Annotated in this window: 12 protein-coding genes; 9 read left to right on the top strand and 3 right to left on the bottom strand. The window is 48.2% G+C overall.

What is annotated here, in order from left to right:
* Nucleotides 1–20 precede the first annotated feature (20 nt).
* The 9 genes from OCU74_RS08075 to OCU74_RS08035 all read left to right on the top strand — a co-directional run bounded on the left by OCU74_RS08075 (nt 21) and on the right by OCU74_RS08035 (nt 10054).
* Nucleotides 21–1055, top strand: coding sequence for a methyltransferase (locus tag OCU74_RS08075; protein ID WP_087479234.1), 1035 nt, complete (start codon nt 21–23; stop codon nt 1053–1055).
* Nucleotides 1056–1065: 10 nt separating this feature from the next.
* Nucleotides 1066–1329, top strand: a complete 264-nt coding sequence (locus tag OCU74_RS08070) for an acyl carrier protein (protein ID WP_087479233.1) — start codon at nt 1066–1068, stop codon at nt 1327–1329.
* Complete coding sequence (locus OCU74_RS08065) at nt 1326–3272, top strand: aminotransferase class I/II-fold pyridoxal phosphate-dependent enzyme (RefSeq protein ID WP_087479232.1); 1947 nt, start codon at nt 1326–1328, stop codon at nt 3270–3272. Before OCU74_RS08070 ends, OCU74_RS08065 begins: the two co-directional genes overlap by 4 nt.
* A gap of 1 nt (nt 3273) precedes the next feature.
* Complete coding sequence (locus OCU74_RS08060) at nt 3274–4740, top strand: AMP-binding protein (RefSeq protein ID WP_087479231.1); 1467 nt, start codon at nt 3274–3276, stop codon at nt 4738–4740.
* On the top strand, nt 4737–7139 hold the full coding sequence (locus OCU74_RS08055; protein ID WP_087479230.1) for a beta-ketoacyl synthase N-terminal-like domain-containing protein: 2403 nt from the start codon (nt 4737–4739) through the stop codon (nt 7137–7139). Before OCU74_RS08060 ends, OCU74_RS08055 begins: the two co-directional genes overlap by 4 nt.
* 46 nt (nt 7140–7185) lie before the next feature.
* Entirely contained in the window at nt 7186–7500 is a 315-nt protein-coding gene (locus OCU74_RS08050) for a RedY (protein ID WP_087479229.1), read from the top strand.
* Nucleotides 7484–8206: a 4'-phosphopantetheinyl transferase family protein gene (locus tag OCU74_RS08045; protein WP_087479228.1), complete on the top strand. Its 723-nt coding sequence runs from the start codon at nt 7484–7486 to the stop codon at nt 8204–8206. Before OCU74_RS08050 ends, OCU74_RS08045 begins: the two co-directional genes overlap by 17 nt.
* Before the next feature lie 2 nt (nt 8207–8208).
* Complete coding sequence (locus OCU74_RS08040) at nt 8209–9258, top strand: hypothetical protein (RefSeq protein ID WP_087479227.1); 1050 nt, start codon at nt 8209–8211, stop codon at nt 9256–9258.
* 67 nt (nt 9259–9325) lie between these two features.
* Complete coding sequence (locus OCU74_RS08035; protein ID WP_087479226.1) at nt 9326–10054, top strand: DUF1295 domain-containing protein; 729 nt, start codon at nt 9326–9328, stop codon at nt 10052–10054.
* Nucleotides 10055–10133: 79 nt separating this feature from the next.
* Here the strand turns inward: OCU74_RS08035 and OCU74_RS08030 are convergent, their stop codons facing one another.
* The 3 genes from OCU74_RS08030 to aphA form a co-directional block, all read right to left on the bottom strand.
* On the bottom strand, nt 10134–13151 hold the full coding sequence (locus OCU74_RS08030) for a glycoside hydrolase family 31 protein (RefSeq protein ID WP_087479225.1): 3018 nt from the start codon (nt 13149–13151) through the stop codon (nt 10134–10136).
* Nucleotides 13152–13171: 20 nt separating this feature from the next.
* Complete coding sequence (locus OCU74_RS08025) at nt 13172–14752, bottom strand: hypothetical protein (protein WP_087479224.1); 1581 nt, start codon at nt 14750–14752, stop codon at nt 13172–13174.
* A 404-nt stretch (nt 14753–15156) separates the two neighbouring features.
* The gene (gene aphA, locus OCU74_RS08020) at nt 15157–15888 is read right to left on the bottom strand and encodes an acid phosphatase AphA (RefSeq protein ID WP_234993514.1); all 732 of its coding nucleotides are present in this window, start codon (nt 15886–15888) and stop codon (nt 15157–15159) included.
* Nucleotides 15889–16077 lie beyond the last annotated feature (189 nt).

The following is a 16077-nucleotide window of genomic DNA, read 5'->3' as shown; positions in this document are numbered from 1 at the left end:
CAAGAATAAAGGAATTTCTCATGACATTAACCAAACAAGACGCAGTTGATCAGATGATGGGCTTTTTTCAGGCTAAAACACTGACAGCCGCATTAGATTTAAAACTATTTGACCACTTACACACTCAGGATCTGAGTGCCGGAGAGATTGCCGATAAACTCAAAAGCCCGCTCCGCTCCGTTGAGCAGCTATTAATCGGCTTGCGTGCCATGGGTTATCTGGAAAAACAGGGCGACAACTACCACCTGCCACAGGAACATGCCTCGTTTCTGGTCAGCCATGAACCCATGTGGCTGGGATGGCTGGGACGTCATATCGATACTTTCCTCTATCCGTTATGGGGAGAACTGAAATCGGCTGTTACCAGTGACACAAACCAACGTCAGGCCGTATTCGGCGATGACCGGAGCTGGTTTGATATTCTCTATCAGAATCCGGAAGATGTAACGGATTTTCAGGAATTCCTCGGCAAATTTGCAGCCCCTTTTATTCACGGATTCGTACAGGATTACGATTTCTCCCAACACCGTTCATTTCTGGACATCGGCAGTGGTATCGGCACGTTACCGATTGCTGTCGCCGGTATCAATCCGGATATTCATCTGACGATTTGCGAATTGCCTCAGGCCTGTGCATTTCTGCGGGATAAACTCGCCGTACAGGGATACGGCGACCGAATTAATGTCATTGAAGGTGATGTGATCGCCGGAAAACTCGCCTTGCAGGACTATGACCTGATCCATTTGGGCTGGATGCTGCATGACTATGCTCCGGAAATTCAGATGACTATTCTGAAAAATATCTACGATGCGATGCCAGCCGGCGGATGCTTCATGGCCTCAGAAACCCCGCTGAACGATGAAAAATCCGGCCCGGAATTTACAGCACTACTCTCTCTGAACATGCTGGTATCAACCGATGGCGGTATCGAAAGCAGTACCGAAGAATATCTGGAACGTTTCCGGGCTGTTGGGTTTGAAAATGTCAGACTCATCAATATTTCCGGTCCCCGGACATTAATCTGCGGTGATAAACCTCAATCGGCCAGTCTTTAAGGAGCTTTCTATGTTAGCAACCCATTTAATTCAGCATATCGCCCAGCAGTTCCTTGACGGAGACAGTGATGGTCTTGATAGCCAAACACCGTTATTTGAACTGAATATTGTTGATTCTGCTGCAATTTTTGATCTGGTCGATTTTCTGAAAAGTGAAGCTCAGGTTGAGATAAAAATGCAGGATATCTATCCGGAAAATTTCGCATCCGTTGCAGCCATGGTATCGCTTGTTGAGCGGTTGAAGGCCAATAAAACTGAAGGAGAAAAAGCATGACAGACACGCAAAAACCTCAAACGGCATCCAAAGAGGCCCTGCAACAATTTATTCTGCAAACTTTTTCCGAGATTACCGAATACCCGGTTGAGTCTCTGTCTGTTGCAAGCCATCTGGAAAATGATCTGGGTGTAGATTCGATTGCACTGGCGGATATTGCCACTTCGCTGACTAAACAGTTACGGCTTTCTGTGCCTTTAATCACCGAAAGACTTCACACCATTGCTGATATCGTAGCAGACATCGAAAACTCGGATTATCAGTTACCTACAGCGAAAACTGCGACTTCAGCACCAGCGCTCAACTGGCTTGATGACATGATCTGTCAGGTATTTGCCCGGCATAGTGGTTATCCGGCTGAGACGTTAAGTATGGATGCCCAGATCGAAAATGATCTGGGAATCGACTCAATCAATGTTTTATCGGTCCAAAGCGAACTCCTGACAATGCTGGGACTGGATCCCAAACTAGCACTTCCCAAAGCAGATACACTGGCAGCACTTAAAACAGCACTTGCCGGACAACTGCCTCAGGATAGCGATCAATACCGGCCACCAGTGACTGCAAAAGCCGAAGAACCACAGCTGGATAATGATGAAGACCCGTATGCACACCTCGCAATGTCTTCGGAGGAAGATCGGAAACAAATCGGCGATCCCCGGACTATGCGTGATTTCGTCGGTATCCAGCATCCGGATCTGTTTCACAAAGCCCGCGAGTTCCGGAAGTTCTACCATGAGAAACGGGATAACCAGCTCTACTGGTATGGCATGCCTTTAGAAACACCATGTAAAAACCGGGCGGTGATTTTTGATGAAACCACCGGAAAAAGCCGCGAGTTCCTGATGTTCGGTTCAAACAGCTATCTTGGCTTGTCCAGCCACCCTGAAGTGATTCAGGCAATTCAGGATGCCGCAGGTTTATATGGAGCGACAAACACCGGTTGCCGGATTATTGCCGGAAGTAACCTGTTACACCTTGAGCTGGAACGGAAACTGGCAAAACTGAAAGGACGTGATGACTGTATTGTGTATCCATCCGGTTATTCCGCCAACCTCGGATGTATTTCGGCCCTGACCAGTAAACACGATCTGGTCTTTACCGATGCGATCAACCACATGAGTATTCAGGACGGCTGTAAACTAGCCGGAGCACAGCGCAAAATTTACGATCACTCGCTGACCAGCCTAGAGAAATCACTGGCGAAATATGCTGATCATCCCGGCGGCAAACTGATTGTCACCGACGGTGTCTTCAGTATGCATGGTGATGTTGTCGACCTGCCCCGTCTGGTCAAACTGGCACAACGCTATGGCGCAAAAGTGCTGGTTGATGATGCTCATTCAACCGGTGTTCTGGGCAAAACCGGTTCAGGAACTTCAGAGCATTTCAATATGAAAGGCCAGGTTGATCTGGAACTAGGAACCATGAGTAAGTCACTTTCAGGTCTCGGCGGTTATGTGTGTGCCGATGGTGACGTCGTCGAATATCTGCGTTTTTATTCCAACTCTTATGTATTTGCTGCCACCATTCCGGCTCACGTAGCTGCCGGTGTGATCGCCTCAATCGATATTATGCTGCGGGAACCGGAGCGGCTTACCCGGTTGTGGGACAATATCTATTACTTCCGGACCCGCCTGCTCAATGCCGGATTTGATCTGGAAAACTCGGACTCAGCCATCATTCCGGTGGTTGTCGGTGACGATGCCAAAGCGCTACTGTTCGGCCGTGCGGTGAGAAAACGGGGCATGTATTGTCAGACCGTTGTATTCCCCGGAGTCAGTGTCGGCGATGCCCGCCTGCGGATTAGTGTCACGAGTGAACATACCCGTCAGGATCTCGATGAAGCCTATCAGATATTGGTAGATTCAGCGCTTGAAGTCGGCGTTCCTGTCGCAGACGTTGCTCGGGTACGGGAAAAAGATGCCGTCGCGGAGGCATAATATGGCGATACCAACGATTTTAAACCGTTTGCTGTCTCATATCCGCCACTCGCCGAACAGCCCCGCTCTGATTTGTGGAGAATCGAGCTGGACTTATGCGCATCTTGGTCAACGCATGCTGCAGATTGCTGCAGCATTGCAGCAGGCGGGAATATCCCGCCAGGGTGTCTTGCTGAATCTGGCGAAAGGTCCGGCCACTGTTGCGGCAATTTACGCGGTCTGGCTGACGGATAACCACTATATTCCGGTTGATTTCAGTCAGCCGGATTCACGGATTCAGCGCATTATCGACATTGCTCAGCCTACCCTGATTCTGGATCAGGATTGGCTGGACACACTCGATCAGCAACCGGAAACAACAATATCCATCGATGACTTCCAGACGTTTACTCATCAGCTTGCTGCCGTTTTATATACCTCAGGCTCAACCGGTCAGCCGAAAGGTGTTCAGCTTACCCACACAATGCTCAGTTTTTTCGTTGAGTGGGCAATCGATGACATTGCATTAAATGCAAGGGATACACTGGCAAATCATGCCAGTTTTGCCTTTGACCTGAGTACATTCGATCTGTTTGCTTCAGCTTCAGTCGGTGCCTGTGTCTGGATTATCCGCGAAGAAGAACAGAAAAACTGTCCGGCATTAATCCGGGGAATTGCAACGCACCAGATTACGGTGTGGTACAGCGTCCCTTCTATTCTGGCGATGATGGAAAAAAGTGGTTTACTCGTTCGCGATGTGACAACGTCACTCAGACAGATTGTTTTCGCCGGAGAAGCTTATCCGATTGCGGCATTCCGTCAGCTACTTGAACATATTCCATTACAGTGCCGACTCAGTAACTGGTATGGGCCGACAGAAACTAACGTCTGTACCGCCTACACAGTTGATCGCTCCCGGTTAGCTCAGCTATCTCATATTCCGATCGGTTATCCTCTGCCCGGTCTTCAGGCGGTCATTGAAGATGATGCCGGACAATATCACCGGATTCCTGAGAACGAGACCGTGTGTGGTGAGCTACTGATCTCCGGTCCCTGTGTTACTCCGGGGTACCTCAATACACCGGAGTCCAGACAAACCGAGCTCCATGCCAGACGGTGCCATGCGACCGGAGATCGGGTAGAAATGACCCGGGACGGACTGGTTTATCGTGGCCGGATCGATGACATGGTGAAAATCAATGGTTATCGGGTTGAACTGGGTGAGATTGAATCCGCGTTATATCAGCATCCGGCGATCAGTCAGGTTGCTTTGTTTGTCGAACTCGGAGAACTCAGCCAGCAACTGGTCATGGTGGCAGTTTTGAAAGATACGGAAAACAAACTGAGTCTCCTTGCCATCAAACAGTTTCTGCGAGAGAAACTTCCTGCCTATATGCTCCCGCAGAAACTGGTGCTTACGGAGCAACTGCCGATGAATGCGAACGGTAAAGTGGACCGGCAACGATTAGCGGAGGTTGCACAGCGATGAGTTCAGACAAGAGCACCCGTTCAAACAAACCATCAGACCAGCCGGACAACAGAGTGGCGATTATCAGTGCCGGGTGTTTTTTTCCCGGCCAGCGTCATTTCGAACATCTCGCCGAACCACAGGCGTGGCACCAACTGATGCAGAATCACTATACTACGCCCTGGAGTGAGACCGATGCTGCTCTTTCTGTTGCTCAGGTCAGCGATCAGGACTTCGATTTCAGAAAATTTTCCATTCCTCCCCTGTTTCGTAAGGCTGTCAGTAAAGAAACCCGGCTGGCACTGCTAGCCGCTGATGATGCATTCAGACAGATAACGATCCCCGAATCCCTGCGGGATCACTGCGACCAATACTGCGCCGTTCATCTGGGCAGTGATGCAGCTTATCGCAATGCGACCAAAGTTCAGGCGTTACGCAATCTGGCAGAGACATTGACTAGTCAGGGATACTCGCCTCAGGAAATTGAACAGCAGGTCGATGCGTACAAACTTCAGCTTGCACAGACTCTGGGCGCATCATCCCATGATCGCATTGGTGAAATGGCATCCAGTATCCCGGCAAGAATTGCTCATTTTGCCCAAACCCGGGGAAAATGTCAGACTATAGATGGTGCGGATCTCGGTGGTTTGCGTCTGCTGCAACTGGCACAGGACAGTTTTCGTTTTCAGGATAGCCGGATTGCCCTGCTGACATCGGTGCAGTGTTTTCACCATGCCGAACAGGCGAATCTGTTGCTAGCGCAAGGCGTTTCACCGAATAAGATCTGGCTGGAAGGTGCAATCAGTCTGCTGGTTTGTCCGGTCAGCGTCGCACAAGACAACCAGTGGCCGATTCTCGCAGAATTAGGAGACATGAGTACACAACATGCTTCCACTCAGTCTGAGAGTGATTGCCCGTATTTTTCCGGAGCAAATCAGATATTCAGTCAGGTGCTGGAAATGCTGTCTCAGCAGAAGCAGCACTGCTCCGGTTATTCATTTACCGGCTCCGGATGGCAAATCGGCCCGATGCCAACCCCCAGAACCGTTACATATGCACAGGCTCCGGTTCAACTGCTGGATTACCGTCCGCTGACTGCCCTCGGAGATGATAAAGCCCCATTCTGGCAAACGCTGGATCAGGGCAGTGATACCATTCAGGAATTATCCGGACAGCAACTGAATCAGACCGCCTTATTCCGCCAGAATCCGCAAAAACTCAGTACTTACATTCGTAAGGCCATGTGTTTTACCAGCCACGACATTCGGGATGTTCCGCCGGTAAAAGCGATGATGCCGGCTAAACAGCACCGGCTGGATGTCACACAACAGTATCTGCTAAACGCCTGTACGCGTTTATCTCTGACCTCGGCTCATATGAAGTCCCGGCAAGATGAAATACACACAGCGATCATTGTTGCCTCAAACTTATCTCTGACTCCGGACCGAGTCCGGACCGTTCGTCATCTGTGGGATGAGTTGCCTCAGACGCTCCCACTTCCCCGCCCCCAGCCTGTCACGGTAAACCGTTGGAGCTGGTATGGCGCAAGCGGAATTGGCTCTGCAATGCTGATAGCACAGCAATTAGGTATTCAGGCGGACTGCTATGCTGTCGAAGCAGCGTGCGCCAGCTCAATGGCTGCACTCCACGATGCTGTCAGAGGATTACAGTCCGGCCGCTATGATCAGGTCATAGTCGCAGGCATTGAGATGGCAACGACAGAACGGGATCTGGTGTTATGCAGCGCCCAGATGATGCTCTCCACTACCCGGATTCGTCCTTTCGCCGACGAAAATGACGGTTTTACCCCCGGTGATGGCGGCGGAATCTTTATTCTCTCCCGTGAGCCGGATAGTCAGGAAGCTCTGGCAACGATTCGTTCAATTTCCGGTTCTTGTGACAGTCGCTCGATGACAGCGCCGGATCCGGAAGGACAAGCACTGGCGATTGAAAAAACGCTGGCTCTGACTGATGTGAAACCGGGCCGGATTCAATACATAGAGGCACACGGTACCGGGACTGCTCTGGGAGATGTCTCTGAAATCAGTGCTATCCGGCAGCATTATCAGCATAAACCTGACCAGAAAACCGCAGATGAAAAGCAGCAATCGCATCCGCTGTATATCGGCTCGGTAAAATACAACTTCGGCCACTGCTTTGCCGGTGCTGCTTCACTGAGCTTATGTAAAGTGCTCAGTGCCTTTGAACACGAACAGATTCCACCGACCCCAGTGCCCGGGAACATCAATCCCCGCCTTATGCTGGCAGATCTTCCGGCTGACATTCCTCAGGAAACCATTCCATGGCCTTATCCTGAGTCAGGGGGACGAATGGCAGCTATCAATTCGTTCGGCACAGGAGGCATCAACTATCATCTGGTGATCGAACAGGCTGGTCCGGCAACCGATGGAAATAAATAACAGGCGACAGCGCCTGTCAGAATAACCGACAGAAAAGGATAAGAAGATGAAAACGATTGTGCACAAGATTCGCCTGAAAGATATCAGTCTCTACCATGAGTTCCGGGATTGGGTTGTTCATACCGACTATGAGGCCTGTTATCAGCTCGATTCAGTTCTGGCATTTGATGTTATTGACGTCAGTCAGGCGGCAGATGCTCAGTTCCATTTTATTGAGATCATTCGCCTCAATTCACTGGAAGATTTCGAGCGCGATATGCAGACACCGCTGTTTCAGAGTCTGGTCGCCCGTTTCGATCAGATGGCAGAAGTCATTGAAGAAATTTCCGGAGAAAGAATCGGCAATGGCTACCAGCAGTAAAATTGTCTCCCATGATGGAATCACGGAAACTCAGCTGTCAGCAGGAACGGACGTTCCCCGCTTCGTCATCACCAGGGCTGATCTAAGTCCTCGTGTTTCCATGACAGAAAACCGGGCACAGGTAAGAGAGCAAGCTCACCGACAGACCCAAAAGTGGCTTACCCGTGTATGGAATTCTGTATCCCGGAGCACAAACGCACCGAAAACAAAATGCACTGAGTTTCGCATTCAGTATACTCAGCAAGGGCAACCGTACGGAATCCATCCAACGTTAGGCCAGTGTGCATTATCACTCAGCCACAGTGATGTTTGGTATGCCATTGCAACAGCACCACAACAAACATTGGGTATAGATCTTCAGTGTTACCGCCATTTTGGACCGTCAGCACTGCAACTGGCTTTTACAGCAGAAGAACACGGCCAGTCGATGGCATTGCTTTGTGCAGTCTGGGCGGTCCGGGAAGCTTTTCTTAAAAGTCACGGCAAAGGGCTGCCTTACTCACTCCGGACAATTCAGGTCGACTGGCAACGACGGTTGGTCTCTGACACCACAACCGGGCTTAGTGAGCGTATGTTCTGGATTTTCTACGGCTTGTACTGGGTTTGCGCGATCTGTTACCACCCCGGAAGTCGTGCTCCGGTGCTGATGCCGGATAATTTACGGACATCGGTACTATGTACAGATCTGTCTGGCAGGAGGAAATAGTTATGTCCACCCAATCTTTTGAACAAAAGTTAACAGATGCCATAGAAGTTGCCCGCTCTGCACCCTCTTCTCATAACTGCCAACCCTGGGCAATCCACTACTCATCATCCCGCATGGGATGTCTGGCTATCGATCGCAATCGGGCCCTGAAGGGGTTGCCATCGCTGGAGAATGAGATGCTGATGAGCTGTGGTATTTTCTTCCAGCATATTCAGGCGCTGATGCAGAATGCCGGAGTCCCGCTCAACTGGGCATGGTATGACGAGTCACATACTGCAACTCTGCCCCTTCCTTCACATCAGGAAGGCCTGCTCTGTTTCTATCCGGAAGAGCCGGGAATGGAAAACCCGGAGGCATATCGTGAACTGTCTGGTCTGATTCAGAATCGTCATACCAATCGTATGCCTTATGAAACAACGGAACTGTCGGCTTTACAACAATCCCGGCTTCAGGAAATTGTCACGGATTCTCCGGTGCAGCTGGAACTGTGGCAGGATGAAGCAAGCCGTAAAAAAGTTGCCGCATTAGTTTATCGCTATGCCGCACTGGATTTTGCCGACAAGCGTGCCTGGCAGGAAACCTATAGCTTTATTCATTTTGATAAAAATAAACCGGTTGATGATGGATTCTTCTTACATCATCTGTTCGGCAAACTTCCGTCATATGCAGAGTGGCTGTTCCGTATCGGTTTCCACCCGGGACTGAACCCATTAACCCGGCTTCTGAGGCTACCTCAGCTCATGGCCCGGGGATTCTCGAAGTTAGTTGAACAAGGACCGCAATATCTGGCACTCAGTGTGCCGGAACCCAACAGGCACAATCTGTTTCTGACCGGTATGACACTGGCACAGTTATGGCTCACGCTCCAGCAATGGGGTTGGAGTGTGCATCCGTTGAGTGTGCTGGTTCAGCATGATTTGCCAAAAGCCACACTGGCAAAAACACTGGGAATGGCACATTTACCGGTATTTTTTGCCCGGTTCGGACAGATAAAAGTTGCAGCGGAAGTTTCGCCGCGAAGAGCTTCAAGCAGTATTTTAACCATCGATTAAGCCCTCAGCTACAGAGAGAAAGCTAATTGTTCTTAGAAAAAAATTGTCCTCGTAAGAAGGAGTTATTATGGAAGTTTGGATCACATTAATTGTTGTCATGTTGGTTTTATCAGGACTGGCTTATCGTTCAACCCAAAAAGCACAAGATCCCCGACCGATGTTTTTATGGGGATTCAATAGTATGGCCCCGGTCGCGATAGCCTATTGTTACTGGGGAAGCGGTGACGTTGCGCATAAGGTCCTGATCCTTGCATTTGTCGGGATTTATCTGTTGCGGATGAATATTGTACTGACCCGCTGGTACGTGAATACTGCGGCTGCAAAGCTCGGAGATGTAATCCCCGATCAGCAGCAACCCATTCTGGCTGTTGTCATGGTAAATATATTTGGCTGGCTCTACTGTCTGCCATTTTATTGGGCGGCCGATATTCAGGGACCATTCGGTGCGATGCAATGGCTGGCGATCGTCGTTTATCTGATTGGCACCGTCTATCACTTCGGCAGTGACTACCAGAAACGCCGCTTCAAACAGAATCCGATCAATCGCGGCAAGCTACTGAATACAGGTTTCTGGGGAACTTCCCGTCATCCGAACTATTTTGGTGACTTCCTGATTTTTGTCAGTTTCGGCTTACTGGCAAACCACTGGATCGGTCTGATCGCGCCCCTGACCAATATTGGTCAGTATTACGGAGATGCCATTCCTAAAAGTGAAAAAATGTCAGGTGAACGCTATGGGGAGCAGTGGGAAAACTATAAACGTAAAGTGAAGTGTTTCATTCCCTTTATTGTGTAACGCAGACATTCATCATTATGATTTAAACCAGCCCGAAACCGGGCTGGTTTCCATATTTCATCAGATTCCTTACGGCTCCTCAGAAAAATGCATTGACCTGAATATCCTGATTACCAAAGAAAACTTTTACAAAGGTCGTTTTAATATTGGCATTCCAGTAATAGGCATCAACGGAAGAATCTGCCAGCGCATCGGCAGCAGCCTCCGGCGTTGATCGAACCAGATTCGGAATTACATTGCCATCGACGGTTACTTCACTCGGGAGCTTTGTTCCCGGAAGCGAGATAAAGTAATAGTTCACCAACGGTGAGAACGTGGTTATCAGTGGCTGGATCAATATCTGCTGACCATTGGTGATCCCCTGATGGGAAATTTTGGTCAAGCGGTACTGACCTGACTGATAAGCACGAGTCAGACCATCATCCTGATAAAGGTTATAGGAAGAGTTCTCTCCCGGATAAACCGACAGGGTAATCGGATTGGGACTTTCCGGGTCGATATACTGGGCAACATCCTGAGTCGGAATAATTGCACCGGCTTTGACATAAATCGGCACCTGATACAGATTCTGGTTTTCAATCGGAGCATAGAAACCATGAACCACCGTACCACCGGAAACAGGTGCACCAAGTGGTGCCTGATCATTGGTAAATGCATACCACTGGGTCTGACCGTTACTTCCCATCGGCAGATAAATATCCCGTTTTGAACCACCTTCATTATCCGGGTCCATAATCGGAGCAACCAATAAAGAGTCACCGACCATAAATTCAGTCCAGAGCCAGTAGCCACTCTGACCATAAACATTTTTATCTGCCGGAAAATTCAGGAACAATGCCCGGGCGATCGGCAATCCAGACTGAGTATTTTCGTACATGGCATCATAAAACATCTGAATCAGGCGATAGCGAATCCGGATAAACAACCGACAATTTTCCGGTACGGGAGAGCCGTAGTAGAATGGTTCCTGAAACTCTTTGTTATAACCGTCATAATGAATGCGGAACCAGGGCAGAAATGCTCCCATCGTGACCCAGCGGGTAAAGAGTTCATAGTTCGTTACTCCCCCTTTAATCAATCCCCCGACCACGTAAGGTGTCCCGGTCCCCGATTCACCATTATCAAACGGAACACAACCTGAACCCGGTCCAAAACCACCGATGTCACAACCGGATATCGGTACACCGGACAAGCCAAAGTTCAGCACTTCCGGCACATTAATCCGCAAAAAGTCCCAACTGGATGCAGAATCGCCGGTCCAGATTGCTGCATATCGATGTACACCGGCATAACCACCCCGGCCAATAATAAAAGGACGTTTATCCCCCTGAAGTTTGAGTAACCCCTGATACGTTGCCCGAATCAGCATCAGGGCAAAAGCATTATGAACTTCGGCATTCGGTCTCTTTTCTCCGAAGTAGGTCATATTCAGATTCAATGGTAATGTCTGAATATAGTTACCGTCCTGATTATCAAAGTTACCGGCCATTGCCGGACAGGTCATATCCTGCCATACCATTTCCAGTCCGGCTTCAATCAGATACTGGTACTGCTGCCCCCACCACTCTGAAGCAGCATCCTGTCCGAGATCCGGGTAGTAACCGGAAGTTCCGAGGTTAATAACCGAATAAGGTTCATTTGCCTGCAATGTCTGGCTCATTACTTGTGTCGGTGTCAACGGCGCAGGCAACTCAGGATTTTTCAACGGCGCTTCATTCTGGTAATAGTCGGCACCCGGAACCGGATAAGAGAACGGATTGGAACCAAAGTTCTGTCCGTAATCTTCCTTCGCAATAAAAAAGTTATTGCTGTCTTCTCCGCCTGCATAGTGATCGGTAAGAAAATAACCTTTCTCCCGCCCTTCAATTGCAGTGGTATAAGGCGTTGAAGTTTGTCCGTTTTCATCGTAAGGATTGGCCGTAACCATTCCGGTGATATTGGTGGAACATTTAAATCCCAGCCCTTTCAGCTGAGCAAACATCTCCGCCACATTCGGGAACTTAGCCGGGCTGTTGGTAAAGGTCCGGTAGTTATTCTGAAAGTCGACATCAATGTGCAGACCATCAATGGGAATCTGCCATTTGCGATAACTTTCAGCGATATTGAACAGCTTGTAGTTATCAAAATAGCCATAAGCCCCCTGATGAAATCCCAAAGACCAGATTGGAGGTAACGGTGACGGCCCTGTCAGCGTCTGATACTGGCGTATTGCATCAAGGGTGGTGTCTCCGGCCATAAAGTAATAATCCAGACTACCGTAAAGTGCTCCGAAATAATAACGTCCGGACATATTTGAATAATCATTGGCTCCCATATTGAAATAAGACTGAGAGACATTATCCAGAAACAGCAGATACGAATATGAATCTCCCAGATAATCCCCGTCAGGCGTCAGATTATTCTCAATTGTCAGAGGCATAGAATTATACAGTGGATCACTGGGATTCAGCGGCCCACCCTGATTACCGGGAGGAATAACACCGGGAGAACCGTACTCGTAGTTGTTGAAGTTGAAAAATGTCATGGTATAGCTGTTTTTAACCAGCTGCGTACCTGCTTTTTCACCAAATCCGACATATTGGGCATTGGCCGGAAACTGTTTCAGGTTTGCAACAGAACTCCCATCCTCTGCCCACATGATGTTCTTGTTTTCCCGGCCAAGATAATCCGTACCGCTACCGGGAATATCCCGGTGAATCAGTTGCCAGCCATTGGGGCCAGTGCCGTGAGTATTTGGCCGGTAAACACTGAGACGATAAGGTGCCAGATCGATAACCAGCACCAGATAACCGATATCCAGTTGAAGCTGGCTGTCGCTCTGGGTGCTCTTGACGGTGAGGTTCTTCAGTCCCAAATCCCGGTTAACGACCGCCAGAGAGTTATCAGTACTGAAGTCGTAGTTTTGATCCGGGTTAAAACGAACCCGGAACGCGGCTGGCCCGAGAATATACAGCATCAGGCTGGGCTGATTGGCGTTTGCTGACGTTAGTTGCCACTGTGTATTACTGACTTTGGTCACCGTCGCATTACCAAAAGTATTCCAGCCCGGATTATTGGCCTGAAATTCATTTACCTGAACAAAGCGATAATCTACCATGATGGAAACTCCTTTTCACATTATGGTTGTGTTGTCTGAAACTGTGCTTTCAGTTGTAGCAGCCAACTGAAATCCCCGGATGTGGCAGGACCGGCAACCGGTTGTTTCTGCCCGTAACCATCTTCAATTACATCAACGTAAATCCCGGCTGAATAGTGACAACCCATACAACTTTCTGTACCGAAAGACGGCGTCTGGTTGAATGGAAATCCCTGAATTTGCAACTGAGCTTCCTGATTGCCTCTTTGCATATAGGTTTCCATCGTTGTATTAATCAGAAAAACCGGGAATGGATTTCCACCAGGTTTATTATCGATTTGTTCTAATGCCCGATCATTCGGAGCGTTGTACTGATTCGGATTAGCCGGTAATGCCGATTCATCAGTCGGCCACTGTGTTCCGACTAACTCATAATATTGGAAAACTGAGTGATGTTTCGTCAGCATCTTCTGAACCTGGCGATTCAGTTCTTCGGTATTTTTGTCGATCGGAATTACCCGGGTTGTTTGAGTCGGCATTTGACGGCCTTTGGCGTTGTATGATGCCAGTTGATTGACCGGGCAGGACGGACAGGACGGATCATTAAAACTGGGAACAAGCGGTGCTTTCTTCCCATTACGCAATTTCACCTGATCCAGCCCATTGGTCCGGACATTGTCAACCTGCTCAAACGTAGACCAAATCCACTGTTTGTTGTTTTGTGTCTTGTGAGAGATATGCATTCCCACCAGACCGACATCGACTTCGCGACAGTTACCATCTTTTTCCAGAACAACTGCTTCAAAACTGTAATAACGCTCGGTCGGATCATTGTCCGTCAGGACTTTCCAGGCCAGTTTCAGTTCGAACGCTCCGGTGATTAAGCCGTCGTTGTCCCCTTTTGGAAAGCTAACGCTTTTTCCGCCTTTGGCAAACGCGACCTGACCATCAATGTTGTATAACTGATTGTTTAATAGATAATTAAATTCATCATAATTCATCAGAACTTCATATCGAACCACATTGCCACTTTGGTCAACTAACGGGTAAGTGAAAGCCTGTTCGACCTCATTGGCAACCGTTACATGATGTGTCAGGTTCATTTTATTGGTGCGATACAGAAGCTTACGGCTCATATCGACTTCGCTCTGATTTTTACAGACTCCGGCAGGAATATAAGGAGTGTTCCACCCTTTCGGCTGACTCCCGTCAGCGAGATAGACCTGATAACTTTCTTTCCAGTAATTCCAGCGGGGAATCCCTTTTCGGTTAAGATCCGGAGCAAGCCGATGACCAGCTTTTTCCGTGGGCCAGAACAGTGCAATGAAAGTTTGCCAGGAGTAAATATCGAAGTAGCGCTGCTGTTGTGCCAGAGTTTTAGCCTTAGCAACAGCCTGAGTATCAACATTACACGGCAGTCCTGAGGTAATACCGGGATATTTAAAAGAATGATAAGTTCCGTCCGTTGAAATGCAGGGAAATACACCTGCCTGCATCGTTTTTGTGGAACCTGCCGAGACACTACTGCTCGCGACACTGACCAGAGAAAAAATGGATATACTCAGTACAATGGCGAGTCGACATAACCCATTGAGATGATGGATGGAGAGAGAATACTTCATAACGCCTCCTGCGTTGATTCAAGCTATTCCGGATACTTCCTAGCCTCGATATCTGGTGCTATATCCCATAGCTGGTCTAGGTTTGAGTTGACAGGTTTTCCTGCAACACGGAAGAAACAACGGTCCCTGCGGCTTCAGGTATTGCTTAATCAGCGCAACACATAAATGTTTAGAATTTGTTATCAAGTAATTATATTTAACACTTATAGTAATATGAAAATTGTTTATTATTGTCAAATAAACATTTGTTGCATAAATATGTCAGGCGGTGATGACGAGCTATGGCTCTCAGATGGTCTGCCTTGGCAGCTTTACAGATTTCTGAAGGTTTTGAGTCAGTTGTGAAAACAACCCGGTATATTCGTTGACGCGGGTATCACCCGCGCCTGAAATGGAAAAATAGACTAATATTGTGAATCTCTGACGATTCTTTCTCCGTAAATTCCGTTTTTTGGCACCGGCTGATAACTTGAATTCGCAGATCGAATCACCCGAATGCCCTCGGCTCCGCCCTGACGGGCAGAAATGATGTCACCATCGGAATCGCCGTAGTAGATTTTTATCTGATGCTGTTTGATATAGGCTGTTTTGGTATATTCCGTTCGGCTTGAACCGGCAAAAATAACCGGGTGCATATTCTGAATAGAAAAAGTTTTCTGAATATAATCTGTAGTTATTTCACACGCAGAGCCGGTTCTCCCCGTAATAAAATAAATATCATCTCCCCGAGCCTGATGCATTGCGATCAATGCTTTGGCGCTGGTTTTCGGCATACTGAAAACCTCCCACTCACAATTCATTTTGTCCCAGAATTTCTGGTTTTTCAGATAGCTATACCCGTTCGGTGAAAAAACGGCTTTACCATGATAAAAACCCGGAGAACTGAATAAAACCGTATCATCAATATCAAAACCGACCGCCATCGGTGGCTTTTTGCCAAGCTCTTGCCGTAGTTCATCGACGGAAACCCATTTCAAAGGGCCGGACTGGCTTTGCTTGATCATATCAACACTACTCAATCCTGGTTCTGTACCCGGCATTTTCGGGTCGGCCTGAACTGAAAAAATCAGACAACTTGTGACCAGTGTCAGTACGCCTATGAGTTCGCTCTTATTTTTCTGTATGCTTTGCATCATATGAATAACCTTAACATTATGATTTAAATACTAAATTAATTACAAATAAATGGGATTGTCATCATGCTAGTGCATATATGGAAACAAGATCCCATCATTACTGCCTTTAATTGTTTTGTTGAATATCTACAGATAGATTATTAGCCGTTCTTATGTGTTATGTACAACACATCCATTATAAAACTTCTA

Origin of the sequence: Vibrio mangrovi (assembly GCF_024346955.1) — a bacterium.
Classification (GTDB): Bacteria; Pseudomonadota; Gammaproteobacteria; order Enterobacterales; family Vibrionaceae; genus Vibrio; species Vibrio mangrovi.
The sequence above is the reverse complement of the archived record's forward strand: the minus strand, read 5'-3'. Positions and strand labels throughout refer to the sequence as shown.

What these genes read in the sequence shown, in the direction of transcription:
- OCU74_RS08075 (WP_087479234.1), top strand. Translation starts at nt 21, where the DNA reads ATGACATTAACCAAACAAGACGCAGTTGATCAGATGATGGGCTTTTTT.
- OCU74_RS08070 (WP_087479233.1), top strand. Translation starts at nt 1,066, where the DNA reads ATGTTAGCAACCCATTTAATTCAGCATATCGCCCAGCAGTTCCTTGAC.
- OCU74_RS08065 (WP_087479232.1), top strand. Translation starts at nt 1,326, where the DNA reads ATGACAGACACGCAAAAACCTCAAACGGCATCCAAAGAGGCCCTGCAA.
- OCU74_RS08060 (WP_087479231.1), top strand. Translation starts at nt 3,274, where the DNA reads ATGGCGATACCAACGATTTTAAACCGTTTGCTGTCTCATATCCGCCAC.
- OCU74_RS08055 (WP_087479230.1), top strand. Translation starts at nt 4,737, where the DNA reads ATGAGTTCAGACAAGAGCACCCGTTCAAACAAACCATCAGACCAGCCG.
- OCU74_RS08050 (WP_087479229.1), top strand. Translation starts at nt 7,186, where the DNA reads ATGAAAACGATTGTGCACAAGATTCGCCTGAAAGATATCAGTCTCTAC.
- OCU74_RS08045 (WP_087479228.1), top strand. Translation starts at nt 7,484, where the DNA reads ATGGCTACCAGCAGTAAAATTGTCTCCCATGATGGAATCACGGAAACT.
- OCU74_RS08040 (WP_087479227.1), top strand. Translation starts at nt 8,209, where the DNA reads ATGTCCACCCAATCTTTTGAACAAAAGTTAACAGATGCCATAGAAGTT.
- OCU74_RS08035 (WP_087479226.1), top strand. Translation starts at nt 9,326, where the DNA reads ATGGAAGTTTGGATCACATTAATTGTTGTCATGTTGGTTTTATCAGGA.
- OCU74_RS08030 (WP_087479225.1), bottom strand. Translation starts at nt 13,151, where the DNA reads ATGGTAGATTATCGCTTTGTTCAGGTAAATGAATTTCAGGCCAATAAT.
- OCU74_RS08025 (WP_087479224.1), bottom strand. Translation starts at nt 14,752, where the DNA reads ATGAAGTATTCTCTCTCCATCCATCATCTCAATGGGTTATGTCGACTC.
- aphA (WP_234993514.1), bottom strand. Translation starts at nt 15,888, where the DNA reads ATGATGCAAAGCATACAGAAAAATAAGAGCGAACTCATAGGCGTACTG.